This window comes from Streptomyces sp. ALI-76-A, from assembly GCF_030287445.1.
Taxonomy (GTDB): domain Bacteria; phylum Actinomycetota; class Actinomycetes; order Streptomycetales; family Streptomycetaceae; genus Streptomyces.
On the sequence record NZ_JASVWB010000002.1, the window covers coordinates 4,029,378 to 4,055,642 of the forward strand.

General features: G+C 71.8%; 23 protein-coding genes and 2 tRNA genes. 13 read left to right on the plus strand and 12 right to left on the minus strand.

What is annotated here, in order from left to right:
• Positions 1-59 precede the first annotated feature (59 nt).
• Positions 60-542, plus strand: coding sequence for a large conductance mechanosensitive channel protein MscL (mscL, locus tag QQS16_RS18815; RefSeq protein WP_286062995.1), 483 nt, complete (start codon positions 60-62; stop codon positions 540-542).
• 52 nt (positions 543-594) lie between these two features.
• On the opposite strand, the gene QQS16_RS18820 is transcribed toward mscL, so the two are convergent.
• Entirely contained in the window at positions 595-795 is a 201-nt protein-coding gene (locus tag QQS16_RS18820) for a hypothetical protein (protein ID WP_286062996.1), read from the minus strand.
• Between the two features lie 430 nt (positions 796-1,225).
• Between QQS16_RS18820 and QQS16_RS18825 the strand changes: the two genes are divergently transcribed.
• The 3 genes from QQS16_RS18825 to QQS16_RS18835 all read left to right on the plus strand — a co-directional run bounded on the left by QQS16_RS18825 (position 1,226) and on the right by QQS16_RS18835 (position 4,719).
• A complete protein-coding gene (locus QQS16_RS18825) occupies positions 1,226-2,254 on the plus strand; it encodes a P1 family peptidase (RefSeq protein ID WP_286062997.1) in 1,029 nt (342 codons plus the stop codon).
• Between the two features lie 168 nt (positions 2,255-2,422).
• Positions 2,423-3,640, plus strand: a complete 1,218-nt coding sequence (locus QQS16_RS18830) for a L,D-transpeptidase (RefSeq protein WP_286062998.1) — start codon at positions 2,423-2,425, stop codon at positions 3,638-3,640.
• 332 nt (positions 3,641-3,972) lie between these two features.
• Entirely contained in the window at positions 3,973-4,719 is a 747-nt protein-coding gene (locus QQS16_RS18835; RefSeq protein WP_286062999.1) for a DUF6227 family protein, read from the plus strand.
• A 130-nt stretch (positions 4,720-4,849) separates the two neighbouring features.
• Here QQS16_RS18835 and QQS16_RS18840 read toward each other — a convergent pair whose 3' ends face one another.
• From QQS16_RS18840 to QQS16_RS18860, 5 genes are all read right to left on the minus strand, one after another.
• Positions 4,850-5,101, minus strand: a complete 252-nt coding sequence (locus tag QQS16_RS18840; RefSeq protein ID WP_286063000.1) for a hypothetical protein — start codon at positions 5,099-5,101, stop codon at positions 4,850-4,852.
• A 156-nt stretch (positions 5,102-5,257) separates the two neighbouring features.
• Complete coding sequence (locus QQS16_RS18845; RefSeq protein ID WP_286063001.1) at positions 5,258-7,327, minus strand: PTS fructose transporter subunit IIABC; 2,070 nt, start codon at positions 7,325-7,327, stop codon at positions 5,258-5,260.
• 259 nt (positions 7,328-7,586) lie between these two features.
• Complete coding sequence (gene pfkB / locus QQS16_RS18850) at positions 7,587-8,534, minus strand: 1-phosphofructokinase (RefSeq protein WP_286063002.1); 948 nt, start codon at positions 8,532-8,534, stop codon at positions 7,587-7,589.
• Complete coding sequence (locus tag QQS16_RS18855; protein ID WP_286063003.1) at positions 8,531-9,292, minus strand: DeoR/GlpR family DNA-binding transcription regulator; 762 nt, start codon at positions 9,290-9,292, stop codon at positions 8,531-8,533. Before QQS16_RS18855 ends, pfkB begins: the two co-directional genes overlap by 4 nt.
• A gap of 292 nt (positions 9,293-9,584) precedes the next feature.
• Entirely contained in the window at positions 9,585-11,105 is a 1,521-nt protein-coding gene (locus tag QQS16_RS18860) for an MFS transporter (RefSeq protein WP_286063004.1), read from the minus strand.
• Positions 11,106-11,168: 63 nt separating this feature from the next.
• Between QQS16_RS18860 and QQS16_RS18865 the strand changes: the two genes are divergently transcribed.
• Positions 11,169-12,164: a helix-turn-helix transcriptional regulator gene (locus tag QQS16_RS18865; RefSeq protein ID WP_286063005.1), complete on the plus strand. Its 996-nt coding sequence runs from the start codon at positions 11,169-11,171 to the stop codon at positions 12,162-12,164.
• 148 nt (positions 12,165-12,312) lie between these two features.
• Here the strand turns inward: QQS16_RS18865 and QQS16_RS18870 are convergent, their stop codons facing one another.
• Positions 12,313-12,960 (minus strand): TetR/AcrR family transcriptional regulator, encoded by a 648-nt coding sequence (locus QQS16_RS18870; RefSeq protein ID WP_286066377.1) that lies wholly within the window; start codon positions 12,958-12,960, stop codon positions 12,313-12,315.
• Positions 12,961-13,699: 739 nt separating this feature from the next.
• Positions 13,700-14,695 carry a sigma-70 family RNA polymerase sigma factor gene (locus QQS16_RS18875; protein WP_286063006.1) on the minus strand — a complete coding sequence of 332 codons (996 nt, stop codon included), beginning with the start codon at positions 14,693-14,695 and terminating at the stop codon, positions 13,700-13,702.
• Between the two features lie 175 nt (positions 14,696-14,870).
• Here QQS16_RS18875 and QQS16_RS18880 point away from each other — a divergent pair, with 175 nt between their 5' ends.
• The gene (locus tag QQS16_RS18880; RefSeq protein WP_286066378.1) at positions 14,871-15,386 is read left to right on the plus strand and encodes a GNAT family N-acetyltransferase; all 516 of its coding nucleotides are present in this window, start codon (positions 14,871-14,873) and stop codon (positions 15,384-15,386) included.
• A 73-nt stretch (positions 15,387-15,459) separates the two neighbouring features.
• Here QQS16_RS18880 and QQS16_RS18885 read toward each other — a convergent pair whose 3' ends face one another.
• A complete protein-coding gene (locus QQS16_RS18885) occupies positions 15,460-16,251 on the minus strand; it encodes a dioxygenase family protein (RefSeq protein WP_286063007.1) in 792 nt (263 codons plus the stop codon).
• Positions 16,252-16,361: 110 nt separating this feature from the next.
• On the opposite strand from QQS16_RS18885, the gene QQS16_RS18890 reads away from it, so the two are divergent.
• A complete protein-coding gene (locus QQS16_RS18890; protein WP_286063008.1) occupies positions 16,362-16,877 on the plus strand; it encodes a MarR family winged helix-turn-helix transcriptional regulator in 516 nt (171 codons plus the stop codon).
• Positions 16,878-16,989: 112 nt separating this feature from the next.
• Here the strand turns inward: QQS16_RS18890 and QQS16_RS18895 are convergent, their stop codons facing one another.
• Both QQS16_RS18895 and QQS16_RS18900 read right to left on the minus strand, forming a co-directional pair.
• Positions 16,990-18,498 (minus strand): MFS transporter, encoded by a 1,509-nt coding sequence (locus QQS16_RS18895; RefSeq protein WP_286063009.1) that lies wholly within the window; start codon positions 18,496-18,498, stop codon positions 16,990-16,992.
• 276 nt (positions 18,499-18,774) lie between these two features.
• On the minus strand, positions 18,775-19,419 hold the full coding sequence (locus QQS16_RS18900) for a TetR/AcrR family transcriptional regulator (protein WP_286063010.1): 645 nt from the start codon (positions 19,417-19,419) through the stop codon (positions 18,775-18,777).
• A 411-nt stretch (positions 19,420-19,830) separates the two neighbouring features.
• On the opposite strand from QQS16_RS18900, the gene QQS16_RS18905 reads away from it, so the two are divergent.
• Positions 19,831-21,075, plus strand: coding sequence for a M6 family metalloprotease domain-containing protein (locus tag QQS16_RS18905; protein WP_353479729.1), 1,245 nt, complete (start codon positions 19,831-19,833; stop codon positions 21,073-21,075).
• Between the two features lie 120 nt (positions 21,076-21,195).
• Complete coding sequence (locus QQS16_RS18910) at positions 21,196-23,025, plus strand: IclR family transcriptional regulator domain-containing protein (protein WP_286063012.1); 1,830 nt, start codon at positions 21,196-21,198, stop codon at positions 23,023-23,025.
• 64 nt (positions 23,026-23,089) lie between these two features.
• Here the strand turns inward: QQS16_RS18910 and QQS16_RS18915 are convergent, their stop codons facing one another.
• Positions 23,090-23,680, minus strand: coding sequence for an NADPH-dependent FMN reductase (locus QQS16_RS18915; RefSeq protein WP_286063013.1), 591 nt, complete (start codon positions 23,678-23,680; stop codon positions 23,090-23,092).
• A 127-nt stretch (positions 23,681-23,807) separates the two neighbouring features.
• On the opposite strand from QQS16_RS18915, the gene QQS16_RS18920 reads away from it, so the two are divergent.
• From QQS16_RS18920 to QQS16_RS18935, 4 genes are all read left to right on the plus strand, one after another.
• A tRNA-Arg gene (locus QQS16_RS18920) sits at positions 23,808-23,880 on the plus strand.
• Positions 23,881-24,261: 381 nt separating this feature from the next.
• Positions 24,262-24,828, plus strand: coding sequence for a Uma2 family endonuclease (locus QQS16_RS18925; RefSeq protein WP_286063014.1), 567 nt, complete (start codon positions 24,262-24,264; stop codon positions 24,826-24,828).
• A 134-nt stretch (positions 24,829-24,962) separates the two neighbouring features.
• Positions 24,963-25,030 (plus strand) — tRNA-OTHER (locus QQS16_RS18930).
• A gap of 112 nt (positions 25,031-25,142) precedes the next feature.
• Complete coding sequence (locus QQS16_RS18935) at positions 25,143-26,036, plus strand: phosphorothioated DNA-binding restriction endonuclease (protein WP_286063015.1); 894 nt, start codon at positions 25,143-25,145, stop codon at positions 26,034-26,036.
• The last annotated feature ends 229 nt before the right edge of the window (positions 26,037-26,265 follow it).

The following is a 26,265-nucleotide window of genomic DNA, read 5'->3' on the forward strand; positions in this document are numbered from 1 at the left end:
TGACGTAGGTTGCGGAGCTGTTTGTCCCACAGCCCGCGCGTACGAGGAGAGTTCCCGAGTTGAGCGAGAAGAAGCCGAGCGTCTGGCAGGGTTTCAAGGCCTTCCTGATGCGCGGGAACGTCGTCGACCTGGCGGTCGCGGTGGTCATCGGGGCCGCCTTCACCAACATCGTCAACTCGGTGGTGAAGGGGATCATCAACCCGCTGGTCGGAGCGATCGGCACCAAGAGCCTCGACAGTTACAGCTCATGTCTCGAGTCCCCGTGCAAGGTCTCGGCGGACGGCACGGTGACGAGTGGCATCCCGATCATGTGGGGCACCGTCCTCGGCGCCACCCTCACCTTCGTGATCACCGCGGCCGTCGTCTACTTCCTGATGGTCCTGCCGATGTCGAAGTACCTGGCCCGCATGGAGGCCCGCAGGAAGGCGAAGGAGGGCACGCAGGAGGTCATGGAGGTGACCGAGCTGGAGGTGCTGAAGGAGATCCGCGACGCGCTGGTCGCGCAGCAGCGGCAACGCGGCTCGGGCCACACCGAGCAGTAGCGGCGGCGGTCCGCGGGGGCCGGCGGGCGATCGGCCGCCTGGCCCGGCGGGCTCAGAGGTGGTGGGGCGGCTTCTCGTCGAGGAAGCGCCTCAGGTCGGCCGCGCTGTCGGCACCGGCACCGGGCCGCTCGCCCCACCCACGGTCGGTGTCGTCGGAGGACTGCTGGTCCAGCGGATCGTCGAAGACCAGCGCGGGCTTCGGCTCACGCGGCTCGGGGCCGGGCTCGGAGGCGGGCTCGGGGGCGGTGGTCATGCGTCCAGGGTACGGGCCTGGGGCGGGCCGCCCACGGGTGGGCGGGAGAGCGTGGCCGTTGTCGGTGGACGCGGAGACACCGGACGCGAAGACACCGGACGCGTTGGCGGGCGCGGGGCTCCAGAGGGCGCCGGTGGTGCCGGTCGTGCCGGTGGGCCAAGGGCTCCAGACAGTGCCCGTGACCGCGAGAACCCAACGCCTGCCGGTGGACACGGGACACCAGGGAGCGCCTGCCGTGCCGGTGGACACCGGCCTCCAGACAGTGCCCGTGACCGCGAGAACCCAGCGCCTGCCGGTGGACACGGGACACCAGAGAGCGCCGGCGGTGCTCGCGAGAGCGTGCCGGGAGCCGCCGGACGCGGAAGATCCGCGCGTGCCCGTGGGGCGCGACGGCGTGGCAGGCGGCGGTGGCTGGACGAGACTGGGCGCCATGACAGTCGACGCGTTGACGGACGTCGCCGGAGTGCGGGTGGGACATGCCACGTGTACCGGCGAGGGGTGGCTCACCGGGACCACGGTGGTGCTCGCGCCGGAGGGCGGGGCCGTCGCCGCCGTGGACGTGCGCGGCGGCGGGCCCGGTACCAAGGAGACCGATGCCCTCGATCCGCGCAATCTCGTGCGGAAGGTCGACGCGATCGTCCTGACCGGCGGCAGCGCGTACGGGCTCGACGCGGCGTCCGGGGTGATGGCCTGGCTGGAGGAGCGGGGGCGGGGGGTGCGGGTCGGCCCGGACCCGGCGCACGTCGTGCCGGTGGTGCCCGCGGCCTGCGTCTTCGATCTGGGGCGCGGCGGTGACTTCCGGGCCAGACCGGGCGCGGCCACGGGGCGCGCCGCGGTGGAGGCGGCCGCGGCGAGCGAGGTCGGCGCGCCGGTGCGGCAGGGGTGCGTGGGCGCGGGCACGGGAGCCGCGGTCGGGCCGCTCAAGGGCGGTGTCGGCACCGCGAGTACCGTCCTCGGTTCGGGAATCACGGTGGCCGCGCTGGTGGTGGCCAACGCCGCGGGTTCGGTGACGGATCCGGAAACGGGTGTGCTGTACGGGGAGTTCTTCCAGGGGCGGGTGGAGTACCCGCGGGCGGGCGTCCACGAGGACGCGCTCCGGCGCCTGGCCGAGGTCGCGGCGACGAACGCGCCTCCCCCGCTCAACACCACACTCGCGGTGGTCGCCACCGACGCGGACCTGTCGAAGGCACAGGCCCAGAAGCTGGCCGGCACGGCGCACGACGGCATCGCGCGGGCGGTGCGCCCGGTGCATCTGCTGCACGACGGCGACACGGTGTTCGCGCTGGCGACCGGCGCACGTCCGCTCGGCGCCGACGACCCCCTCGCGCTCAACGAGATCCTCGCGGCGGGCGCGGACACCGTGACCCGCGCGATCGTCAACGCCGTGCGCGCCGCCGAGCCGTCCGCCGGTCCGGGCGGGGTGTGGCCGTCGTACGGGGAGTTGTACGGGACCCGGTGAGGGGGCGCCGGCCGGCGGACTGACCGAGCGATTGTCCCGTTTCTGTCACGTGATGGCCTTCACTGCGGGCTGTGGGAACCCGGTCCGTCCACGATCCCCTCTTCCTGTGCGGACCTTTCCTCACGGACCGGAGCGGATCACCCACACCACAAGGACCTGGAGCAGCTCGTGACAACGCCGGACACAGTGAAGCGGCGCGCATGGGGGGCCGGTGCCGTCCTGATGGTCGGTGCCCTGACCCTGACGGCCTGCGGCGGGAGCGGCGACGCCGAGAAGGACGGCAAGGGCGGCACGGACTCCCCGAGGACGTCCGCCGCGAGGATCCTCATCTCGGCGGAGAACGGTTCGACCGGTGCGTCGATCAACTCGACCGGCGTGAAGGTCACGGACGGCCGGCTGACCGACGTGAGGATGACGGTCGCGGGGACGGGGGAGGCCGTACCGGGGGCGATATCCGCCGACGGCGGCGCCTGGAAGCCGAAGGAACAGCTGGAGCGCGGGACGAAGTACGAGGTGTCGGTGACCGCGAAGGACGCGGACGGCAGGACCGCCGCCGCGGACTCGGTCTTCACCACCGTCAGCCCGGCGAACAGCTTCATCGGGACGTACACGCCGGACGAGGGCACCACGGTCGGGGTGGGGATGCCGGTGTCCTTCAGCTTCGACAAGGCCATCAGCGCCAAGAAGGCCGTGCAGTCGCGCATCACGGTGACGTCGAGCAGCGGGCAGAAGGTGGTCGGGCACTGGTTCGGCGCGCAGCGGCTCGACTTCCGGCCCGAGGACTACTGGAAGACCGGCTCGAAGGTCACGATGAAGATCGACCTGGACGGGGTCGAGGGCGCGAACGGCGTCCGCGGGGTGCAGAAGAAGACGGTCACCTTCACGGTCGGGCGCTCGCAGGTGTCCACGGTCGACGTGAAGACGCAGTCCATGACGGTCGTGCGGGACGGCAGGACCCTCAAGAAGGTGCCGATCTCGGCGGGCAACGCGAAGTACCCGACGTACAACGGGCAGATGGTGATCTCGGAGAAGTTCGTGCGGACGCGCATGAACAGCCAGACCGTGAACCTGGGCGGGGAGTACGACATCCCGGACGTGCCGCACGCCATGCGGCTGACCACCTCGGGGACCTTCCTCCACGGCAACTACTGGTACAGCAGGAGCAACCCGCCGTTCGGCCGCGAGGGCACCAGCCACGGCTGCGTCGGTCTCGCGGACGTGAAGGGCGGGAAGGGCGACACGTCCGCCAAGTGGTTCTACGACAGCTCACTCATCGGGGACGTGGTGATCGTCAAGAACTCCCCGGACAAGACGGTGGCCCCGGACAACGGGCTCAACGGATGGAACATGTCATGGAGCGAGTGGGCCGCGGGGAGCGCCGACTGACCTCGATTCCGGGCCGCCATGGCCCAGCCGGGCCGTCTCGAACCATCGTGAACCACCCCGGACCTCCTCGTACCGTCCCGGATATCCGGACCGCCCCGGGGCCACGCCGGGCCGTCACGGACGGCCGCGGGCCCGCCCCCGGACCGACCGCGGCCCCGGCGTAAGAGCCCTTTGACCGGCGGTTTTTGACGAATCATCGGGCCGCGTGGGAACTTTCCTCGCGGTCCGCGCGTTTTCCGGGCGTACGTTTTCTCGGTTCCCGGACATGATGTCCGACCGAGGGGCTACGGTATGCACCCACAAGGTGACATGCAGCAACGCCGGGAGAAGCCTTGAGCGTTCCGTACGAGACGGCAGCGTACGAACCACCCGAGTCGCCCGAGTCTCCGGAGGAGCACCTCGCGCGACTCCTCGGCCGTGCCCTGAACTCCTTCGAGCTGCCCGACGAGACGGTACGGCAACTGGACTGCGCGCTGGCGTACGACAGTTCGCTGCACTCCGCGCACCACAGCGCGGGGCTGCACCGTGAGACGTACCGGCACACCTGGCTGCTCGTCGACGGCTCGGCGCTCACCCTGTGGGAACTCGTCCACAACACCGCTCCGGGCAGAGCCCCGCAGCACGAGGTGTACGTCGACGAGGAGGAACTGCGGACCGCCACCGCGCGGCTGCCGCTGCCGCCGGACGCACCGGACTTCGAGCTGCCGGTGACGGTGCAGCTGTCCCCGGTCCACGTGCCCCGGCACGCGTACGTGCCGGACGACTCGGCGGATCACGCGCGCCGGCTGCTGCGCCGGGCGGAGAACCCGGACCGGCCGGGCGCGGAGACGGCGGCGCTGCTGGCCACGGCGTTCGCCCACCAGATCACCCAGGCCTTCGGCCGTCCGTGCCGCGCCGGCCGGGCGAGGCTGTGCTTCTCGCTCTACGAGCACGCCTTCCTGCTGCGCGACGGCGAGGAGATCTCCCTCTGGGAGGTCGAGCACACGGCGACGCCGGACGGGCGGCACATGTGCGAGGTGTACCTGAGCGAGGACGCGGCCAGGGACGCGATGGAGCGGCGGGCGTCGCGGGTCGCGTGAGCGGCGCCGCGGCGGGCGTCGCGGGTCGCGTGAGCGGCGCCGCGGCGGGCGTCGCGGGTCTCCTGGAGGCGTGCGGCGCGGGCTGGCTGGTGAGCGCGGCGTGCGGCCCGCCCGCGCGGGGTGAGGCGGGTCAGCGGTCGGCGCTGAGGCGTCGTATCAGTCCGGCGAACGCGTCCTCCTCCGCCGGAGTCAGTTCGACGGACTCTCGCTGGGGGCCGCGCTGCCGCTGGCGGGGCAGCGCGGGCAGGGTCTGCGCCCGCCTCAGGGCGGCCTCGCCGCGACCGCGGTGCAGCATGAAGGCGAGACCGATCCCCCAGGCGATGGTCACCAGGACGAGGAGGGTCATACCCAGCAAGTGGGAGACCGAGACGTGCTCAAGCATGCGGTCCAGTAGACACCACGGTCCGGGACTTCTGCCCCGGACCGTGATGTATCTCGCAGATGCAGTGAACGACTCACAGCAGCCCAAAGGGGCAGGAACGCGTCCTGCCCCTCAGGCTGTTCGAACCATGCCGGGCTGCTGAGCCACGACGGGCCCTCAGGCGGCGACGGGCTGCTTCCGTTCCGTCGAGGCCGCCGCCGGCCCCTCCGCCGGGTCGGCGGTCACCGCCCCGGGCGCCGGCTTGCGCATGCTCTTCAGGACGACGACCAGCGCCGTCGTGACGCACACGCCCGCCGCGATGGCGACCAGGTACAGGAACGGGCTGCCGATCAGCGGGACCACGAAGATGCCGCCGTGCGGGGCGCGCAGCGTGGCACCGAAGGCCATCGACAGGGCGCCGGTGACCGCGCCGCCCGCCATCGAGGCCGGGATGACGCGCAGCGGGTCCGCCGCGGCGAACGGGATGGCGCCCTCGGAGATGAAGGAGGCGCCCAGGACCCAGGCGGCCTTGCCGTTCTCGCGCTCGGTCGGCGTGAAGAGCTTCTTGCGGAGGGTGGTCGCGAGCGCCATGGCCAGCGGCGGGACCATGCCCGCGGCCATCACGGCGGCCATGACCTTCATCGCCGAGTCGCTGGGGTCCTGGACGGCGATGCCGGCGGTGGCGAAGGCGTAGGCGACCTTGTTGACCGGTCCGCCGAGGTCGAAGCACATCATCAGGCCGAGCAGGACACCCAGCAGGATGGCGTTGGTCCCGGAGAGGCCGGAGAGCCAGTCCGTCATGCCCTTCTGGGCCTCGGCGATCGGCTTGCCGATCACGACGAACATCAGGAAGCCGACGATCAGCGAGGAGATCAGCGGGATCACGACCACCGGCATGATGCCGCGCAGTACCGGCGGGATCTTGACGCGCTGGATCGCGAGGACCACCGCACCCGCCAGCAGACCGGCGACCAGGCCGCCGAGGAAGCCCGCGGCGATCTGCGAGGAGATCATTCCGCCGACGAACCCGGGGACGAGACCGGGGCGGTCCGCCATCCCGTACGCGATGTATCCGGCGAGGACCGGGATGAGGAAGCCGAAGGCGACCCCGCCGATCTGGAACAGCAGCGCGCCCCAGCTGTCGACCTGGGTCCAGGAGAAGTGCTCCATGACCGAGGGCGCCTTGTTGATCTCCCAGCCGCCGATCGCGAAGCCCAGGGCGAGCAGCAGACCGCCCGCGGCGACGAACGGCACCATGTAACTCACGCCGGTCATCAGCCACTTGCGGAGCTTGGTGCCGTAGTTGTCGCCGGACTCACCGGCCCGCTCGACCGGCGTACCGCCCTTGGCGCCTACGGTGACCTCGCCGCGCTCGGCCCGGCCGCGCACGTCGGCGATCAGTTCGGCGGGCTTGTTGATGCCGGCCTTCACGCCGACGTCGACGGTCGGCTTCCCGGCGAAGCGGTCCTTCTCCCGTACGGGCACGTCGTGGGCGAAGATCACTCCGTCCGCCGCCGCGATCACCGCCGGGTCGAGCCGGGTGAACCCGGCCGAGCCCTGTGTCTCGACGACGAGTTCGACGCCCGCCTCGCGGCCCGCGTTCTCCAGCGACTCGGCCGCCATGTAGGTGTGGGCGATACCGGTGGGGCAGGAGGTGACGGCGACGATACGGAAGGGACGCCCGTCGGAAGCCGCGGCGGACCCGGCGTCCCCGCCCTCGTCGGTGGTACCCGTGGCGGCTCCGGCGGAGGCCGCCGCCGGTGCCGCCACGGAGTCTTCGGAGGCGCCCGCGCCGGCCGCCGCGGGCTCGTCCCCGCGGATCAGCGCGGCCGCGGTGGCCGCGTCGCCCGCCGACCGCAGCGCGTCGGTGAACTCGGCGTTCATCAGCTGGCGGGCCAGTGAGGACAGGATCGTCAGGTGGGCGTCGTCCGCGCCGGCCGGCGCGGCGATCAGGAAGACCAGGTCGGCGGGTCCGTCCGGCGCGCCGAAGTCGATCCCGGCGGCGCTGCGCCCGAAGGCCAGCGTCGGCTCGGTGACGTGCGCGCTGCGGCAGTGCGGGATGCCGATGCCGCCGTCGAGGCCGGTCGGCATCTGGGCCTCGCGGGCCGCCACGTCGGCGAGGAAGCCCTCCAGGTCGGTCACCCGGCCCAGGGCCACCATGCGCTCGGCGAGGGCACGCGCCGCCGCTTCCTTGGTCTCGGCGGACAGGTCGAGATCGACCAGATCCGCGGTGATCATCTCGCTCATCGCGGGCTCCTTCGCACGCGTATCGCCCGGGGACTGGGGTGGGCGGGGGTGGGGACAGGGATGCTGTGGGGGGCGGTGGGGCTCAACGGCGAGAGGGGGCCGGGGACGGCCCGCCTCCCGAAGGTGGCCGGGCGGTCCGGGCGGTCCGGGCGGTCCGGGCGGTCCGAACTCTGGTGTGCCGCGGCGAGTAACGGGGATGACCGCCGCTCCGGGGCCGGCCGGGCAGCCGCAGCCGTCGTGGCGGTGGCGGTGGGGACGTTCATGACACCGGCTCCTTCAGTACGCGATCCACCGGGACCTCGGCCGTGACGGTCACCGCCGCCGGATCCAGGTCACCCGGCGTGGGCATCACGCTGCCGGGCAGCTGTACGGCCGCCGCGCCGTGCGCGACCGCCGAGGCGAGGGCTCCCGGCCCGCTGCCGCCGGCGATCAGGAACCCGGCGAGGGAGGAGTCGCCGGCACCCACGTTGCTGCGCACGGCGACCACGCGGGCGCCGGCGAACCAGGTGCCCGCGTCGTCGACGAGCAGCTGCCCGTCGGCGCCCAGGCTCGCGAGCACGGCGCGCGCGCCCAGCGCGCGCAGCTCCTCGGCCGCCTTCACCGCGTCGCCCACCGTGGTCAGCGGGCGCCCGACGGCCTCCGCGAGTTCCTCGGCGTTCGGCTTCACCACGTCGGGCCGCTCGCGCAGCGCGGCGAGCAGCGCGGGCCCCAAGGTGTCCAGGGCGATGCGTGCGCCGACGGCGTGCGCCCGCGCGACCAGCTCGGCGTACCACTCCGGCGCGAGGCCGCGCGGCAGGCTGCCGCAGCAGGCGATCCAGTCCGCGTCGCGGGACTGCGTGCGCACCGTCTCCAGGAGCAGTTCCTGCTCCGCCGCCGACAGTTCCGGTCCCGGTGCGTTGATCTTGGTGAGGACGCCGTCGGACTCCGCGAGCGCGATGTTCGAGCGGGTGGCCCCGGCGACCGGGACCGGCGCCACCTCGATGCCCTGCGCGTCCAGCAGGTCGGCCACGAGTGCGCCCGGCGCACCCCCCAGGGGCAGCACCGCGACCGTGCGCTGCCCGGCGGCCGAGACGGCGCGCGAGACGTTCACGCCCTTGCCGCCGGGGTCCATGCGCTCGCCGGTGGCGCGGATGACCTCACCGCGCTCCAGCGAGGGGACCTCGTAGGTGCGGTCCAGGGACGGGTTCGGGGTGACGGTGAGGATCATGCGCGCACTACTTCCGTGCCGCCGCGCTCGATCGCGGTGGCGTCTTCGGGGCTCAGCCCGCTGTCGGTGATCAGCAGGTCCACGTCGCTCAGGGCGCCGAAGCGGGCGAAGTGCTCCTGGCCGTGCTTGGCGGAGTCGGCGAGCAGCACCACGCGGCGGGCCGCGGCCATCGCCGCCCGCTTGACCGCGGCCTCGGCGAGGTCGGGGGTGGTCAGACCGTGTTCGGCGGAGAAGCCGTTGGCCGCCACGAAGAGGACGTCGGCCCGGATCTCGCCGTACGCCCGCAGCGCCCAGGCGTCCACGGCGGCGCGCGTACGGTGCCGTACGCGCCCTCCGACGAGGTGGAGCTGGATGCCGGGGTGGTCCGCGAGGCGGGCCGCGATCGGCAGGGAGTGCGTGACGACGGTGAGCGAGGCCTCCAGCGGGATGGCGGCGGCCACCCGGGCGACCGTCGTCCCCGCGTCGAGGACCATCGTGCCCTCGGTGGGCAGTTCGGCGAGGGCCGCCTTGGCGATGTGGTCCTTCTCGTCGGCGGCCGTCGTCTCGCGCTCGGCGAGGTCCGGCTCGAAGTCCAGGCGGCCGGCCGGGATGGCCCCGCCGTGCACCCGGCGCAGGAGGCCGGCGCGGTCGAGCGCCTTCAGGTCCCGGCGGATCGTCTCGGCGGTGACCTGGAACTCCTCGGCCAGCGACACCACGTCCACCCGGCCGCCGTCCCGGGCGAGCCGGAGGATCTCCTGCTGCCGCTCCGGTGCGTACATGTCCGTTCGCCTCCGACCTATGCCCGAACCTGTGGTTTCGTCACGGAGGCTACGCTCGGATTTCCGGAAAGTAAACAGGTTCGGACGTCATTCGGGCATGAACGGACTTCCGGCTGGCTGGCGGCGAGGATCCGGTGCGCGGACGCGGCGAGGGCCCACAGACGGCCCGCCACCTGTGGGTGCCGAGCGCACACAGACGGCCCGCCACCTGTGGGTGCCGAGCACACATGGAGGGCCCGGCACCACCGGTGCCGGGCCCTCATGGTCGTGACGCGCCGCACAGCGGCCTCGGCTAGGACACGAGCGCGGGCTCCTTCTCCGCCTCCGCTCCGGCCTCCGGCCCGGCCCCCTCCACATGCTGGGCCGGCCGCTTCGGCAGGGCGAACATCAGCAGGAAGATGGCGCCCATCACGACGGCCACCCAGCCCAGCGCGTTCTGGAAGGCGTCCACGAAGGCCGGGCCCAGCTCGGGCGGCAGCAGGTCGTCGCCGATCTCGCCGTAGAAGACCACCGACACCAGGCCGAGCCCCAGCGCGTACCCCATCTGCTGCACGGTGTTGAGGAGTCCCGACGCCGAACCCGAGTGCTCGCGCGGGACCTCCGACAGGATCGCGTCCGTCAGCGGGGCGACGATCAGGCCCATTCCCACGCCCATCACGACCAGCGGGAGTGCCATCTGCCAGGAGGCGATGCCCAGGCCGTAACGCTCGGACTCCCAGATGTACAGCGCGACGCCCGCCGCCATCGCCAGCGCGCCCGCCTGGAGCACCTTGCGGCCGAAGCGCGGGACCAGCTTCTGCACCGACAGTCCGGCCGCCGTGGAGACGGCGATCGAGAACGGCACGCCGGTCAGCCCGGCCCGCAGCGGGCTCCAGCCCAGGCCGATCTGCATGTAGAGCGTCCACACCAGGAAGAAGACGCCGAGCCCGATGCCGAAGACGGTCTGCACCGCGATGCCGGCGGCGAAGCTCTTCACCTTGAACAGGGACAGCTCGATCAGCGGAGAGCCGTCGCGCGCCGTCTTGCGCCTCTCGTACGCCACCAGCGCGCCGAACACGACGAGCGAGCCGGCCATCGAGAGGTGGCCCCACAGCGGCCAGTCCAGCTCACGGCCTCGGGTGAGCGGGTAGACCAGCATCAGCATGCCGAGGGTGACGAGGGCGACGCCGACGAGGTCCAGCTTCAGCGCCTTCGGCGCCTTGGACTCGGTGATGAAACGGCGGCCGAGGATCAGGCCCGCGATGCCGACCGGCAGGTTGATCAGGAAGATGGGCCGCCATTCGAGGCCGAACAGGTTCCACTCGGTCAGCAGCGCGCCGAGCAGCGGACCCGAGACGGCCCCCAGCCCCACGATCGCCCCGAAGAGACCGAACACCTTGCCCCGCTCGTGCGCCGGGAAGGTGGCGTGCACGATCGACAGGACCTGCGGCACCATCAGCGCCGCCATGCCGCCCTGGAGGATCCGGGAGGCGACCAGCATCTCCGGGTTCACGGCGAAGCCGCACAGCGCGGAGGCGAGGGTGAAGCCGCCGATGCCGACCAGGAACACCCGCTTGCGGCCGTGGATGTCGCCGAGCCGCCCGCCGGTGATCAGGCCGGCGGCGAACGCGAGCGCGTATCCCGCCGTTATCCACTGGATCTGGCTGTCGGAGGCGCCGGCCTCCCCCTGGATCGACGGGATGGCGATGTTGACGATCGTGACGTCGACAAGGTCCATGAAGGCCGCGGTCATCACGATGGCGAGGGCGAGCCAGCGGCGGCGGTCACCCGCGGCGGGCTGGGCACCCGGTGACGTGGTCTCGGTGGAGGTCATGTCCCATACGCTATGGCCGCACTAGGTCAGATCGTGTCCTACTTGTGCGGCATCCTCGAACTCATGACGACGGACACTCCGGCACGGCTCCTTCAGCTCCTGTCCCTCCTCCAGACGCCTCGCGAATGGCCCGGCGGCGAACTCTCCGAGCGGCTCGGGGTCTCCCGCCGTACGGTCCGGCGGGACATCGACCGGCTGCGGGAGCTGGGATATCCGGTGCAGGCCAGCAAGGGGGCGGACGGCGGTTACCGGCTGGTCGCGGGCAAGGCGATGCCGCCGCTCGTGCTCGACGACGAGGAGGCGGTGGCGATCGCGGTCGGACTGCGGGCGGGCGCCGGGCACGCGCTGGAGGGCGTCGACGAGGCGTCCGTACGGGCCCTGGCCAAGCTGGAGCAGGTGCTGCCGTCCCGGCTGCGGCACCGCGTCGCCACACTCCAGGCCGCGACGACTCCGCTGACCAGCGGGGACGGGGCGAGCATCGCGCCCGAGACGCTGACCGTGATGGCCTCCACGGTCGCCGGGCGGGAGCGGTTGCGGTTCGCCTACCGGGCGAAGGACGGCGCCGAGTCACGGCGGGTGGTCGAGCCGTACCGGCTGGTGTCGACCGGGCGGCGGTGGTACCTCGTCGCGTACGACCTCGACCGCGGCGACTGGCGCACGTTCCGCGTCGACCGGGTGGACTCCCCGTTCGCCACCGGCACGCGGTTCGCTCCGCGGGAGCTGCCGACGGGCAGCGCGGCGGAGTATCTGCGGCGCTCGATGTACCAGCGGCAGGAGTCGTACGCATTCACGGTGACGTTCGACGCGGCGGCCGAGGCGGTGGCCGCGCGGGTGCCGGGGTGGCTCGGGGTTCCGGAGGCGATCGGCGACGGACGGTGCCGGTTGCGCGGGGCCGTGGGGGACACGATGGAGTGGCTGGCGGTGCGACTGGCACTGCTCGGATTCGACTTCACCGTCCAGGAGCCGGAGGAACTGGCCCAGTGTGTACGGGAGTTGGGCGGGCGGCTGGTTCGCGCCGGGGGTGGGGAAGGGGAGCCGGGGGGCGGTGGGGCGGGATAGCGGGCCGGGGTGGCGGGGAGTTCCACCGACCCGCCTTGACCCGACCTGGCCCGCCCTGACCCGCCTGCCCGCAGGCAGCGGCACCCGGCGCGCCCGCCCGCACGTCAGCGGCACGTCACCCCGCATCCGCCCGCACGCCAGCGGCACGTCACCCCGCATCCGCCCGCCCCCAAGGGAACTCCCCCACCGCCGCCAGATTCCGCAGCGCCAGCTCCGCCGGCCCCCCGGGTCCGACGGCCGGGGCGTCGCTCGCCACCCAGGCCTCGACCGCCGTGCGGACCGCGGCGCTCGCCACCGCCGCCGCGAACCGGAGTTCGGAGGAGACGGCCACCGGAGGACGCTCGGCAACGTTGTCGTCACTCAGCGTCAACCGCCGACGTGCCGTCAGCACCTCCGCCAGCGTCCGCTCCCCGGTGTGGCACACCTCCGCCCACACCTTCCGCAGGGCGGGGCTGGTCTCCGTCAGGCGGATGAGGGTGCGGACCCATTCCCAGGACGCCGTGGAGACGTCGGCGCCCGGGACGAGGGTGCGGCGGACGGCGTGTTCCAGCGCCTGGGGCACGGGCAGACCGGGCGGGGCGGTGCGGACGGCCTCGGCCCAGAGGTCGGCGCCCGCCGCGTAGAGCGGGGTGACGGCCTCCTCCTTGGTGGCGAAGTAGCGGTAGAAGGTGCGGGGCGCGACGCCGGCGGCCTGGGCGATGTCCTCCGCACGAGTGGCCCGCAGGCCGTGCTGCACGAAAAGCCGGGCCGCCGCACGGGCGATCTCCATCCGGGTCTCGGCCTTGCGCCGTTCCATGAGGGAGAGAGGGGACGCCGGAGGGGACGGCTGGGTGGGGCTGCTCACGTCGGGCAGGCTATGCCCATGTGGCACAATCTGCCATCCGGCGGGCCACCCCGGAGTTCAGGTACGGGGTGTCCCGCCACTCCGGCCTGCCCGGAACGGGAACGGGGAACGGATCGGGCCCACGCGGGCCAAGACGTGTGACACACCGGGCTGAAAGCCAAGGCGTGTGACCACCGGGCGGACAACCAAGACGTGTGACCCACCGGGCTGAAAGCCAAGGCGTGTGACCACCGGGCGGTAAGCCAAGGCGTGTGACCCACCGGGCGGAAAAGAGAGCCGGACTCCGGCGCCCGGGGGGAGGGGCGCCGGAGTCCGGCTCGGGGAGCGTCCCGGCGCCGGGGGGAGTGCGACGGGACGTGGCTCGGGGGGCTCGGTGGGACCGGGGTGCCGGTGGGAACCCGGTCCGGGGTTCGAACGCATGGACCCTGAAGTCTTGTTCCCGGGCCCAGCCGGTTGAAGCGGCGTTACATCGCCATGTTTGCGCTGTCTTTCGCCACCCGGCGTACGCGGCCGGGGCCGCGGCGACGCCGGTCGCACGCCGCCCGGCGCGCACGGAGCCGCCCGAGCCTCCATGCGCGCACCGACGGCCACCGCCGCACCGGCTCTCACCGGCACCGGCGCCGACGGCCGTCGGCGCCCGGACAGGCGCCCGCTCGGACGGAACCCGGCTCGCGCCGGGCGTCGGCTCGGCTCACGCCGCCGCGTCGAACCCCGTGTCCCGCGCCAGCTTCTTCAGTTCCAGCAGGGCGTGCTTCTCGATCTGGCGGATGCGTTCGCGCGTGAGGCCGTGCTCCTTGCCGACCTCGGTGAGCGTGCGCTCCCGGCCGTCCTCGATGCCGTACCGCATCTTGATGATGGACGCCGTGCGCTGGTCGAGGCGGCCGATGAGGTCGTCGAGCTCCTCGCTGCGCAGCAGGGTCATGACGGACTGCTCCGGGGAGACCGCCGACGCGTCCTCCAGGAGGTCGCCGAACTGGGTCTCACCCGCGTCGTCCACCGGCATGTTGAGCGAGACCGGGTCGCGGGCCCAGTCCAGGACGTCCGTCACGCGGTCCGGGTTGGAGTCGAGCTCGGCGGCGATCTCCGCGGGCTCCGGGTCGCGGCCGTGCTCGCGGTTGAACTCGCGCTGCACGCGCCGGATCCGGCCCAGCTCCTCCACCAGGTGGACGGGCAGCCGGATGGTGCGCGACTGGTCCGCTATGGAGCGGGTGATGGCCTGACGGATCCACCAGGTCGCGTACGTCGAGAACTTGAAGCCCTTGCGGTAGTCGAACTTCTCGACCGCGCGCACCAGGCCGGCGTTGCCCTCCTGGATGAGGTCCAGGAGCGGGAGGCCGCTGCGGGGGTAGCGGCGGGCCACGGCGACGACCAGCCGGAGGTTGGAGCGGATGAAGACGTCCTTGGCGCGCTCGCTCTCGTCGACGAGAGCCTCCAGCTCCTCACGGGAGGCGTCCGCCGGGGACTCCTCGAATCCGTCGAGGATCTGTCGCGCGAACACACCCGCCTCGATGATCTGGGACAGCTCGACCTCCTTGGCGGCGTCGAGCAGCGGCGTACGCGCGATCTCGTCGAGGTACATGCCGACCAGGTCGCGGTCGGCGATCTCGCCGCCATGGGTGCGAACACTGCTTGCCGCGTCGGTCCCGCCGGTGGCGGACTGACGACGGGCGACGGCACGGGTTGCCATGCGTGCTCCCTTGCGATGGTGAGGTCAGCGGGTGGTCCTGTAGACGCTGGGCACTCTCCTCGGGTGCCCTGCTTCCGAAGGAAACAACGACTGGAATCCGGACAGAATTCCCAACCCACCCCTCTATTTTTCTGATCATGCAGTACCCTGTCCGGCCACGGGGGGAGGCATGGTGCTGCCAGGACGTACAGAGGTGCAGGTCAGGGCGGGAGCCGAGAGCGATCTCACAGCTCTCACCGACATCTACAACCACTACGTGCGTGAGACGCCCATCACGTTCGACACCGTGGCGTTCACTCCGCAGGAGCGTCGCCCCTGGCTGCTCTCCCACCCTGAAGACGGCCCGTACCGCCTGAAGGTTGCCGTGCGGGCGGACACACAGGAGATTCTGGGCTACGCCACATCCAGCCCTTATCGCGCGAAGCCCGCGTACTCGACCTCCGTGGAGGTCACCGTCTACCTCGCCCCGGAGGCGGGCGGCCTGGGCATCGGCACACTGCTCTACGAAGCCCTCTTCGAGGCGCTGTCCGGTGAGGACGTGCACCGTGCCTACGCGGGCATCGCCCAGCCCAACGAGGCGTCCACCCGCCTGCACGCGCGTTTCGGGTTCCGGTACGTCGGCACGTACCGGGAAGTGGGCCGGAAGTTCGGCCGCTACTGGGACGTGGCCTGGTACGAGAAGGACCTCTGACGGCTCGGGGAGCCGCCGGCCGGGGCGGCGTGAGACCGGGGACCGCGGTGGGCGCAGGTCCCGCCCGCCCGTCTCAGCCGAACTGCACCGACCGCTTCGCCATCCCGAGCCAGAAGCCGTCGATGACGGACTTCTGGGCGTCCAGCTCGCCGCCCGCCTCCGCCGCGCCCATGGTCACGAACAGCGGGGCGAAGTGCTCGGTGCGCGGGTGGGCGTAGCGGCCGGCCGGAGCCTTGTGGAGGAAGTCCAGCAGGGCGTCCCAGTCGCGCGACTCCAGTGCCCGGCGGCCCCAGTCGTCGAACTCCGAGGACCAGGTCGGCACTCCCGGGCCGGTGTGCCGCAGCGCGGCCAGGTTGTGGGTGAAGAAACCGGAGCCGACGATCAGCACACCCTCGTCGCGCAGGGGCGCGAGCTTGCGGCCGATCTCCATCAGGCGCACCGGGTCGAGGGTCGGCATGGAGATCTGCAGGACCGGGATGTCGGCCTCGGGGAACATCTCGACCAGCGGGACGTAGGCGCCGTGGTCGAGACCGCGGTCCGGGATGTCCTGCACCGGGATGCCGGGTGCCCGCAGCAGCTTCCGCACGGACGCGGCGAGGCCGGGGGCGCCGGGCGCCTCGTACCGCACCTGGTAGTAGTGCTCGGGGAAGCCCCAGAAGTCGTAGACGAGGGGGACCGTCTCGGTGGCGCCGAGGGCGAGCGGGGCCTCCTCCCAGTGGGCGGAGACCATGAGGATCGCCTTGGGGCGCGGCAGACCGGCCGACCAGGCGGCGAGTTCGCCGGGCCAGACCGGGTCGTCCGCGAGCGGCGGGGCGCCGTGGCTGAGGTAGAGGGCCGGCATGCGCTCCTCGGTGGCGGCGGACATGGCGACGACTCCCTCCGGAAAGACATGCGCTTGAATCCTCAAGCGATTGCCCTCTGAGTGTAGGCCGCACTTGTTTAATGTTCAAGGAGACTTCTCGTACAGTGGAATACATGAACACGGCATCCGCATCCGCGCACGCTGAGGACCCCCGCTGGCTCACCTACGAGGAGCAGCGCGTCTGGCGTTCCTACCTGCACGCCACGACCCTCCTCGAAGACCACATGGACCGTCAGCTCCAACGCGACGCCGGGATGCCGCACATCTACTACGGCCTGCTCGTCAAGCTCGCCGAGTCCCCGCAGCGGCGGCTGCGCATGACCGAGCTCGCCATGCACGCGAAGATCACCCGTTCCCGCCTCTCGCACGCCGTCGCCCGTCTGGAGAAGAACGGCTGGGTGCGCCGCGAGGACTGCCCCTCCGACAAGCGGGGCCAGTTCGCGGTGCTCACCGAGCAGGGCCTGGAGGTGCTCCGGCAGGCCGCGCCGGGCCACGTGTCCGCCGTCCGCAACGCGGTGTTCGACCGGCTCACGCCGGAACAGCAGAAGTCCCTCGGCGAGATCATGGAGATCGTCGCCGAGGGACTCCAGCCGAACGAAGCGGGTGCGGACCTGCCCTGGCTGCGCTGACCGCGGAGCGCGGCCGGGCAGCCGGGGCAGGCCCGGTGGGACGTACGTACGGGGCGTCCCCTCCCCGTACGTACCGATGGCCCGAAGGGATACGACCGGACGGTCGCCGTCGTCAGTGCGCGATCACCGGCACGCGCAGCTCGTCCTCGGCACCGTCACCGGAACCGGTCACCGCGCCGGTTTCCGGGCGGCCGGTGTTGATGAAGGTGGCGGCGATCACCGCGGCGAGGACCAGGATGCCGACCGCGAACCAGATCGCGTTGGTGTACCCGTGCACCTGGCCCTCCAGCTGGACCAGCTGCTGCTGGGCCTGGGAACCGGCGCCGCCGATGTGGTCCTTGATGTACGCGGTCGTCGCCGAGGCGGCGATCGTGTTCAGCAGGGCCGTACCGATCGCGCCGCCCACCTGCTGCGAGGTGTTGACCATCGCGGAGGCGACACCGGAGTCACGCGCCTCGACACCGTGCGTGGACAGGGACATGGCGGGCATGAACGCCGTACCCATGCCGAGGCCGAGCAGCACCATCCCCGGCAGGATCACGCCGGCGTACGAGGTGCCGATCTCCAGCTGGGTGAGGAAGAGCATGCCGACCGCGGCGACCAGGAAGCCCGGAGCCATCAGCAGGCGCGGCGGGACCCGGGTCATCAGACGGGTGCCGATCTGCGTGGAGCCCACCATCATGCCGCCGATCATCGGCAGGAAGGCGAGGCCGGTCTTGACCGGCGAGTAGCCCAGCACGAGTTGCAGGTAGTAGGTCAGGAAGAGGAACAGGCCGAACATCGCGATGATCGCGAGGCCGAGGGAGAGGTAGACGCCTCCGCGGTTGCGCTCGGTGATGACGCGCAGCGGCAGCAGCGGGGCCTTGACCTTGGACTCGACGAGGACGAACGCGGCGAGCAGCACGACCGACGCGACGAACAGGCCGATGGTCGTGGAGTCGCCCCAGCCGTCGGACTCGGCGCGGGTGAAGGCGTAGACCAGCGTGACCAGACCGAGGATGGACAGGACGACGCCGGGGATGTCGAGCGGCGAACGGTTGCGGCCGCCGGCCGGCTCACGGATGACGAAGTACGCGCCCGCGGCCGCGACGACCGCGAACGGGATGTTGACGAAGAACGTCCAGCGCCAGTCGAGGTACTCGGTGAGCAGGCCGCCGAGGATGAAGCCCACGGCGCCGCCGCCACCGGCGATCGCACCGTAGATGCCGAACGCCTTGGCGCGCTCCTTGGGCTCCGTGAACATCACGGCGAGCAGCGAGAGCGCGGCGGGCGCGAGCAGCGCGCCGAACGCACCCTGGAGGGCGCGGGCGCCGAGCATCATGGCCTCGTTGGTGGCCGCGCCACCGAGCGCGGAGGCACCGGCGAAGCCGACGAGACCGGCGACGAAGGTGCGCTTGCGGCCCCACAGGTCGGCGATGCGTCCGCCGAAGAGCAGCAGCCCACCGAAGGCAAGGGCGTAGGCCGTGATGACCCACTGGCGGTTGCCGTCGGATATGCCCAGGTCCTGCTGGGCCGACGGCAGCGCGATGTTCACGATGGTCGCGTCCAGGACGACCATCAGCTGGGCGAGCGCGATGAACGTCAGCGCCTTCCAGCGATTGGCATGTGCTGTTTCAGACATGGATGTACCCACTTCGGGACTTCGTGACGGAAAAACGGGACGTAATGGCGTAAAGGTCTTGTCAAAGGGTGCGGAAAAGGAACGGCTCGTCGACGGCTACGGCGACGACGACGGCCGAAGTGTGTGGGGGGCCTGGTCGGTGGGCCTGGTCGGTGCGGACCAGTCGGTGGGGCGACCGGCTCCGGGAGTGGTGACTGTGCTGTGGTGCCTGTGGTGTGGTGCCTGCTGGGTCGTGACTGCCGTGTGATGACTGATGTGGAGCGCTGAACTGATCGGTCAGGCCTGCCGCAGGTCCTCCATGGTCACGGCCGTGCCCGGCAGGACGGAGCGGGCCGGGGCCCGCAGTCCGTCCAGGAACAGCTGGAGATGACGGTGTACGAAACGGTCGGCGCTGACGCACCCGGTCCCCGCCGGGGGCCGGCTGAGCTGGGCGACGGTGACCATCAGGTCACCGACGCCCACGTCGGTGCGGAGCTGCCCGGCCGCCTTGGCGTGGTCCATGAGCTCGTCGATGAGCTGCTCGATCCGCTCGCGCGCCGCCACCAGGTCGGGGTGGTGCTGGTCGAAGGTGCTGATCACCATCGGGCACAGCGCGCTGACCCGCTCGTCGGCGGCGACGTGCACGAAGCGCTCCAGCGCCGCGAAGGCGTCGCCGCTCTCCGCGAGCGCCTGCTCGGCCGCCTCGGAGGTCCGGTCCATGACCGAACACACGACCTCCCTGACCAGGGCGTCCCGGTCCGGGAAGTTCCGGTACACCGTGGCGTTGCCGACACCGGCCCGTCGGGCGATCTCGTCGAGCGGCACGTCGGGGCCGAACTCGGTGAACATCTCCCGGGCGGCGGCGACGATCCGCTCCCGGTTGCGCAGGGCGTCGGCACGCGGCCGGGGCGCCTTGCGCTGCACGGGGGTCGCGGTCTGCACGGTGCCCTCCTGAGGCTGGTGGTGGCGATGAGTCAGGCGGTGGGCCCGACGTTCGTCGGGCGATCGGTGAGGCGATGGTTCGCGATCCGGGGAAAGGCTCCCCGTTTCGCTCGGACACATGGCTAAACGGGGAAGTGGTCCCCGGTTATTTCCCACCCGGCGGATGTTTCCATGTGACCTGAGTCACATGCCCCTGTCGGGGAAACCCACGTTCGGCCTCTCCCGGCGCGCGCCCGCGAATCCCTCGTCACAGGGTGATCGAAAGGGCGCAGCCTTCAAGCCTGCGGCCGCCGCTGACCGAAGGGGCCGACCGAAGGGGCCATCATGCAGCCGCAGTCCGGGAAACTCCGGGAAGGGGCGGGCGCCTCCCCGGAACCGCGCCGGCTCCGCCGCCGGATACGCCCGCGCCGCGTGGCCGCCCTGGCGTCCGTGACCGCGCTGACCCTCGCGGTCAGCACCACCGCCGGCACCGGACACCTCCCCCCGGCCCCCACCACGGCCGGAGCCGGCCCGGTCGCCCTCGCCCACTCCCCCGCCCACGGCCCCTGCATGATCAGCGGCGGCCCCGCCGTCCAGATGTCGGAGGGCCTGCCCACCCCCGGCGGCTACTCCCGCTCCACCGGCACCGTCCGGGCCCTCACCCTGATGGTCGACTTCTCCGACGCCCCCGGCCAGGGCAGCGCCCTCGACCGCTTCCGCGAGTTCTTCCCGCGGACCCAGGAGTGGTTCCGCACCAGCTCCTACGGCCGTCTCGACTACCGCCCCGAGACCCCCGTTCCGGACTGGCTGCGGATGCCCCAGCCGTTCAGCGCCTACGGCATAGAACGCGGCGCCCCCTTCGACCCCGGCTACCGCCAGCTGGTCCAGGACCTCGTGACCGCGGCCGATCCCCGGGTGGACTTCCGGTCGTACGACTTCCTGAACGTGCTGGTGACGCCGAACGCCGGCCCGTCGGCCCTGGACACGGTCCTGTCCGTCACCTTCGCCGGCAACACCGAGGCGCCGGTCGCCGACGGTGTCCCCGTCGCGAACGCCTCCTTCGTCTACTCCCGCCAGGACGACGGCTCCGGCTCCTACGACAGGACCGGCTACCGCGTCCTCCCGCACGAGAACGGCCACGTCTTCGGCCTGCCCGACCTGTACACCCAGGAGGGCGGCGGCGCGGTCGGCCACTGGGACATCATGAGTGAGGACTGGGGAGCCAACAACGACCTGCTGGGCTGGCACAAGTGGAAGCTCGGCTGGCTGGACGCGGGCCAGGTGCACTGTGTGACGGCGCCGGGGACGACGGAGCACACGCTGACGCCGCTGGCCCGGGCGGGCGGTTCGAAGCTGATCGTCGTCCCGGTCGACCGGCGGACCGGCTACGCCGTCGAGTTGCGTACCCGCGACGGCAACGACGAAGCCGTGTGCCGCCCGGGCGTCCTGATCTACAGGATCGACGCGGACGTGGACACCGGCCAGGGCCCGGTCACGGTGTACGACTCCCACCGCGACAGCGGGGGCTGCACCCGCTCCCCGAACGTCCACGCCGAACTCTCCGACGCGCCGTTCGCCCCCGGCGAGGACTTCCGGGACACACGGAAGGACGTACGCATCGCGGTGACGGGGGCGGATCTCGCCGGGAATTACCGGGTGGTGGTGACTCGGGGGTGAGGGGAAGGGGGCGCGCCGTCGGCCCCGCCTCCGGAAATGGCTGATTGCCGGGGCACGGCGAGGTGGGGAACTGCTCCCGGCTTACGGTAGGGCTGCCGCAACCGCCCCACCGGAGAGCCGATGCCCGCTGAGACCCCCTCGAACGAGACAGCCGGCGCCCGGACGCCCGACTCACCGGTGCGCGGCGCACCGACGGCCCGCGCGCCCGCGATCGACGCACCCGCGGTCGGCGCAGCCGCGATCAGCGCGTCGGCGGCCGGTGCACCGGGGCTCGGCGTGTCGCCCCGCGAGCGGGCCGAGGTACCGGCCGAGGCGGTCACGCCGTTGATCCGGGGTGTCGGTGTGCTGCGGCAGCTGACCGAGGCCGGCGGGCGGTCGAGCCCGAGCGGGCTCGAACGTGCCACCGGTCTCGCCCGGTCCACGGTGGACCGGATCACCTCCACCCTCGTCCGCATGGGATACGTCCGCCTCGACGGCCGGGACGTCGTCCTCGCCCCCCGCCTGATGGAACTGGGCAACGCCTACCTGGCCGCCCTGCGCCTGCCCGCCCTCCTGGACGCCCGCGCGGACGCGCTCGCCGACGAGCTCGACGAGTCGGTCTCGCTGGCGGTCGGCGACCGGGACGGCATCCGCTTCATCCACCAGGCCACCCGCCGCCGTGCCATGTCCCTCAGCTTCCGCATCGGCGACCTGCTCCCGGCCGAACGCACCGCTCCTGGCCCGCTGTTGGCATCGGAGTGGACGGACGAGGAGTGGCGGGCGTGGCGCGCGCGCCGGGCGGCGGACCCGGAGGACCGCGGCTTCCCGGCCGTACCGCCGCGCGAACACACCGCCTCCGACCGGGACTTCGAAGAGCGTGCCGCGCGGGCACGGCAGGACGGCTGCGCGCTGGACGACCAGTTGATCGAACCGGGCCTGGTCGCCGTCTCCGTACCCGTACGAGATCCCCGTAGCGGCCGGATCGCCTGCGTGGCGAGCGTGGTGAGCCACACCAGCCGGCACTCCGCGACACACCTGCGCGACGCACTGCTCCCCCGGCTGCGCGCGGCGGTCACGGACATGGAGCGCGCGCTGCGGGAGGCGGGACCGGCGACAGGACCCGCAAGGGGACCAGGGGCACGGCCAGGAGGGCCGGGCGAGCCGGAGGCGGTGGCCCCGTCTGGACTGGCGGCCTGGACCGGGGCGTCGAAGCAGGAACTGGGCCGGGAGTTCGTCGAGTCGCTGGCCCGCGGGCTGACCGTACTGACGGCGTTCGGCGAGGGCAGGCCCGCGCTGACCCTGACGGAGGTCGCGAAGGCGACGGGCCTGGCCCGCGCGACCGCACGCCGGGCGCTGATCACGTACCAGTACCTGGGCCTGGTGACCCCCGGCCCGCACCGCACGTTCGCACTCACCTCCGGCGTCCTGTCCCTCGGCTTCCCGCCCCTGTCCCGCACCTCCCTTCCCCGCATCGCCGACCCGCACCTGGCGGACCTCGCCGCCCGGCTCCACGAGTCGGCGTCGCTGGCGGTCCTGTCCCCGACGGGCGAGGAGATCCAGTACACCGCCCGGGCGGCCGCGCACCGCGTGATGAGCGTCGACATCACGGTCGGCACCCGCCTGCCGGCCCCGGCGACGTCACTGGGCCGGGTCCTGCTGGCGCAGCGCAACACGCCGTCACCCGCCCCTCCCCCGTCACTCCTCCCGCCGAGACCGGTCCTGGACGACGTACGACAGCGGGGCTACGCCCTCCTCGACGAGGAGTGGGAGGAGGGCCTGCGCTCGATCGCGGTCCCGATCCACGACCGCACCGGCAAGGTCGTCGCCGCGGCCAACGTGGCCCTGCACGCGGCCCGCCGCACGCCCGAGGAATGCGTCGACGAGATCCTGCCCGAGCTGAGGGCGACGGCGGCACGGATCGAGGAGGAGCTGGGGGTGGCGGGAAGGTTCGTACGGGTGGCGCTGCACTGAGTCAGAGATACGGAACCGAGTCGGGGATACGGGTGCCGCCCTCTGCCACCTCAGCCTTCGGCCCTCACCCCGCGTACGGCCGGGCGGCCCGCCCCTCCCGCAGCGTCAGGCCCCACCAGGCGAGCTGGTCGAGCAACACGTCGGCGGCCTTGGCGGCACCGCTCTCATCGCGCGGACGCCCCTGCTCGTCGAACTTCTCCCAGGCCATGTGGAACCCCACGGTGTCCCTCAGGGTGACGGCATGCAGCTCGGCGAAGACCTGCCGCAGCTGCTCCACGGCCCGCTGCCCACCGGCCATACCGCCGTACGAGACGAACCCGACCGGCTTGGCCCGCCACTCGGCGTGGACGTAGTCGATGGCCAGCTTCAGGGAGGCCGGGTACCCGTGGTTGTACTCGGGCGTGACGACGACGAACCCGTCGAGACCCCCGATCCGCTGGGCAAGCCCCGGAACGTCCCCGGGACGGTCCCCGGACCGTTCGAAACTCAGCTTGAGCTCCTCGACGAGAGCGGGCTCGGCCAGGTCGATGACATGGATCTCCATGTCGTCGCGCCGGCCGGCCTCGGACACGAACCAGTCAGCGACTGTGTCGGCGAACCGACCGGCACGCGTGCTGCCGATGAGGACGCCGATCTTGAGCGGATTGGAATTCATGCCAGGACCGTAAAACCCCAACTCAACTTGAGGTCAACCCCCGCCCCACCCAGCGTCGCCCCCTACCGCAGACCCCCCACCCGCTACACTGACGCCGTACGCCGCCGCCCCGGCGACGCACAGCCTTGCCTTCGTAGCTCAGGGGATAGAGCACCGCTCTCCTAAAGCGGGTGTCGCAGGTTCGAATCCTGCCGGGGGCACAACGCATTACGCCGCTGACCTGGGTTCTCCCCCAGGGAGGCGCTCTACTCGGCCTCGGACTTCTCGTCCGGGGCCGTTCGCGTGAGCGGTGCGGGCGGGCGGGCGGGCGGGCAACGGTGACGTGATCTTGGCTTTCTCCTCGTCGGCCGTACCGCGGCGGCTGCCGCACTGGGTCAGGGGTGCCGCCGCCCTGTTCCAGTCCCCTGTCCCCTGGTGGCGAGGCCACCGCGCCGGTTCCTCACCCTTGCCGCGGGCGCGCTGGTCGGATGGCGGCCGACGGGGAGGGGGCGCGAGCGGGACACGCGTGCCGGACGGACGGCAGACAGTACGCTGAATCCAGCGGGATCGGGCCCCCGCACCACAGTGTCCGGGAGGTCTTCATGACGGCCGAGATGGTTGCCCCGGCGTGGATGCGTGAGCAGATCACGGCGGAGGAGTACGAGTCCTGGTCCGAGGAGCAGTGCGTCGGCATCGAGATCGTGGACGGGATGGTCGTCGTGACTCCGAGTGCGTCCAAGCGGCACAACCGGCTGGCCCGGATTCTGGCGAACGCCCTGGATGCCGCCGCGGGCCCGGAGTGGAACGCCGACACGGACTTCGACGTCCGGCTTCAGGACGTCCCGCTCACCAATCGCCGCCCGGACGTCGTCGTGTACCGCGCAGACACGATCGACATCACCCCCACCCGCCCTGAGCACGTGCTGCTGGTCGCGGAGGTGGTGTCGCCAGGCTCGGAGACCACCGACCGGATCGTGAAGGTCGACCAGTACGCCAAGGCAGGCATCGGCTTCTACTGGCGGATCGAGCAGGCCGCGACAGGCGTTCCTCTCGTATACACCTACGTTCTCGACCCCGCGACGAAGACCTACCGGGACGGAGACGTGTTCACCGGCGTCCTCAAGGTAGTGGCCCCGTTCCCGGTGGAGATCGACCTCGGGCAGGTCTGACCAGGCGCCGCTCAGCAACCCGGCGCGCGTGAGCGATGCGTGAGCGGACGGTCCGCTACGGGGCGGCATGAGCCGGATCACGTGGCTCGCCGTGCCGTCTCGACCAGGGAACCAGCCGCGCGCGGCGGCTCCGGGCACCACCGGGCAAGGACGCGATCCCACTCCTGAAGCGCGTGTCGCAGGTTCGAATCCTGCCGGGGCACGGAGAAGCACCTGGCCAGAGCCCTTCCGTCCATCGGACGGGAGGGCTCCTGCGCTTGCAGTACGCGTACTCCGCCCCCGGATCCGGCAGAACGTCACTACGATCACGGGCCATGGACTGGCTCCAGCGCACCAGGCAGCTGAGGCAGTGGACCAGGAGCGGCACACGCGCTCCGCACAAGCCGCTGCTCCTCTTGTACGCCCTCGGCCGGTTCCAGGAGGATACCGACGGCGGGCTGCGCTACACCGCGGTGGAAGAAGACCTCCAGCGACTGCTGGCCGAGTACGGGCCGCCGAACAGGACTACGCCCGCCTATCCGTTCCACCACCTGGTCAGCGACGGTGTCTGGGAAGTACGCACTGACCGCGGGCCCGGCAGTCCCGGCACCGGGGTGCGGGATCTCCGGGAAACGGGTGCCACCGGGCAGCTGGCGCCGGATCTGAGGGCAGCGTTGCGACGCGAGCCGTCGCTGCTCGGCAGGATCGCGCGGCTGCTGCTCGACCTGCACTTCCCACCCTCACTCCACAGTGAACTGTGCGAAGCCGTCGGCCTGGAGCTCAAGCCGACGGAGACCGAGCAGATCTCGACCGTGAGACGACAGCGGAACCGGCGGATGCGGGAGGTCGTGCTGACCGCTTACGAGTACCGGTGTGCCTTCTGCGGTTACGACGGCAGGCTCGGCGCGGTGCCGGTCGGGCTGGAGGCAGCGCACGTGCGGTGGTGGGCGTTCGACGGACCCGACGACATCGAGAACGGGCTCTGCCTGTGCTCACTGCACCACAAGCTCCTCGACAAGGGCGTCCTCGGGGTCGGCGACGGTCACCGCATCCTGGTCTCGCAACGATTCGTCGGCCACAGCCCCGCCGCCCGTGAACACGTCATAGCGCTCGCCGGCCGTCCGCTCACCGGCCCACAGCCGGGCGCACGCCCGGTCGCAGCCGCCCACCGCGCATGGCACACCAGCCAGGTCTTCCACGGCAGTCCACGCCCCGCCACCGCTGTCTGACCGTGCGACTCGCACCGCCCTCACGCCCACCCGACAGGTGCGGCCGGGGAAGCGGGTGTCACCCACTTGGAGTGGCGGTCGTCGTTCGCTGTCGGCCACACCTTCGGCTGGTCGAGCAGCTGAGCCGGAGGGGCCGGCCGTACCGCACGGGGCTGATCGGGCAGAAGAACCGGAGGCACCAGCCAAAAGGCCCGGACCGATCAGGATCCGGGGCCTTTGACATCCACTT

Excerpts from the sequence above, each read along its gene's own strand:
- QQS16_RS18925 (WP_286063014.1), top strand. The coding sequence starts at position 24,262 with ATGACGGCCGAGATGGTTGCCCCGGCGTGGATGCGTGAGCAGATCACG.
- QQS16_RS18855 (WP_286063003.1), bottom strand. The coding sequence starts at position 9,292 with ATGTACGCACCGGAGCGGCAGCAGGAGATCCTCCGGCTCGCCCGGGAC.
- QQS16_RS18860 (WP_286063004.1), bottom strand. The coding sequence starts at position 11,105 with ATGACCTCCACCGAGACCACGTCACCGGGTGCCCAGCCCGCCGCGGGT.
- pfkB (WP_286063002.1), bottom strand. The coding sequence starts at position 8,534 with ATGATCCTCACCGTCACCCCGAACCCGTCCCTGGACCGCACCTACGAG.
- QQS16_RS18910 (WP_286063012.1), top strand. The coding sequence starts at position 21,196 with ATGCCCGCTGAGACCCCCTCGAACGAGACAGCCGGCGCCCGGACGCCC.
- QQS16_RS18870 (WP_286066377.1), bottom strand. The coding sequence starts at position 12,960 with ATGGAACGGCGCAAGGCCGAGACCCGGATGGAGATCGCCCGTGCGGCG.
- QQS16_RS18820 (WP_286062996.1), bottom strand. The coding sequence starts at position 795 with ATGACCACCGCCCCCGAGCCCGCCTCCGAGCCCGGCCCCGAGCCGCGT.
- QQS16_RS18890 (WP_286063008.1), top strand. The coding sequence starts at position 16,362 with ATGAACACGGCATCCGCATCCGCGCACGCTGAGGACCCCCGCTGGCTC.
- QQS16_RS18895 (WP_286063009.1), bottom strand. The coding sequence starts at position 18,498 with ATGTCTGAAACAGCACATGCCAATCGCTGGAAGGCGCTGACGTTCATC.
- QQS16_RS18825 (WP_286062997.1), top strand. The coding sequence starts at position 1,226 with ATGACAGTCGACGCGTTGACGGACGTCGCCGGAGTGCGGGTGGGACAT.
- QQS16_RS18875 (WP_286063006.1), bottom strand. The coding sequence starts at position 14,695 with ATGGCAACCCGTGCCGTCGCCCGTCGTCAGTCCGCCACCGGCGGGACC.
- QQS16_RS18845 (WP_286063001.1), bottom strand. The coding sequence starts at position 7,327 with ATGAGCGAGATGATCACCGCGGATCTGGTCGATCTCGACCTGTCCGCC.
- QQS16_RS18865 (WP_286063005.1), top strand. The coding sequence starts at position 11,169 with ATGACGACGGACACTCCGGCACGGCTCCTTCAGCTCCTGTCCCTCCTC.
- QQS16_RS18885 (WP_286063007.1), bottom strand. The coding sequence starts at position 16,251 with ATGTCCGCCGCCACCGAGGAGCGCATGCCGGCCCTCTACCTCAGCCAC.
- QQS16_RS18935 (WP_286063015.1), top strand. The coding sequence starts at position 25,143 with ATGGACTGGCTCCAGCGCACCAGGCAGCTGAGGCAGTGGACCAGGAGC.
- QQS16_RS18840 (WP_286063000.1), bottom strand. The coding sequence starts at position 5,101 with ATGCTTGAGCACGTCTCGGTCTCCCACTTGCTGGGTATGACCCTCCTC.
- QQS16_RS18915 (WP_286063013.1), bottom strand. The coding sequence starts at position 23,680 with ATGAATTCCAATCCGCTCAAGATCGGCGTCCTCATCGGCAGCACGCGT.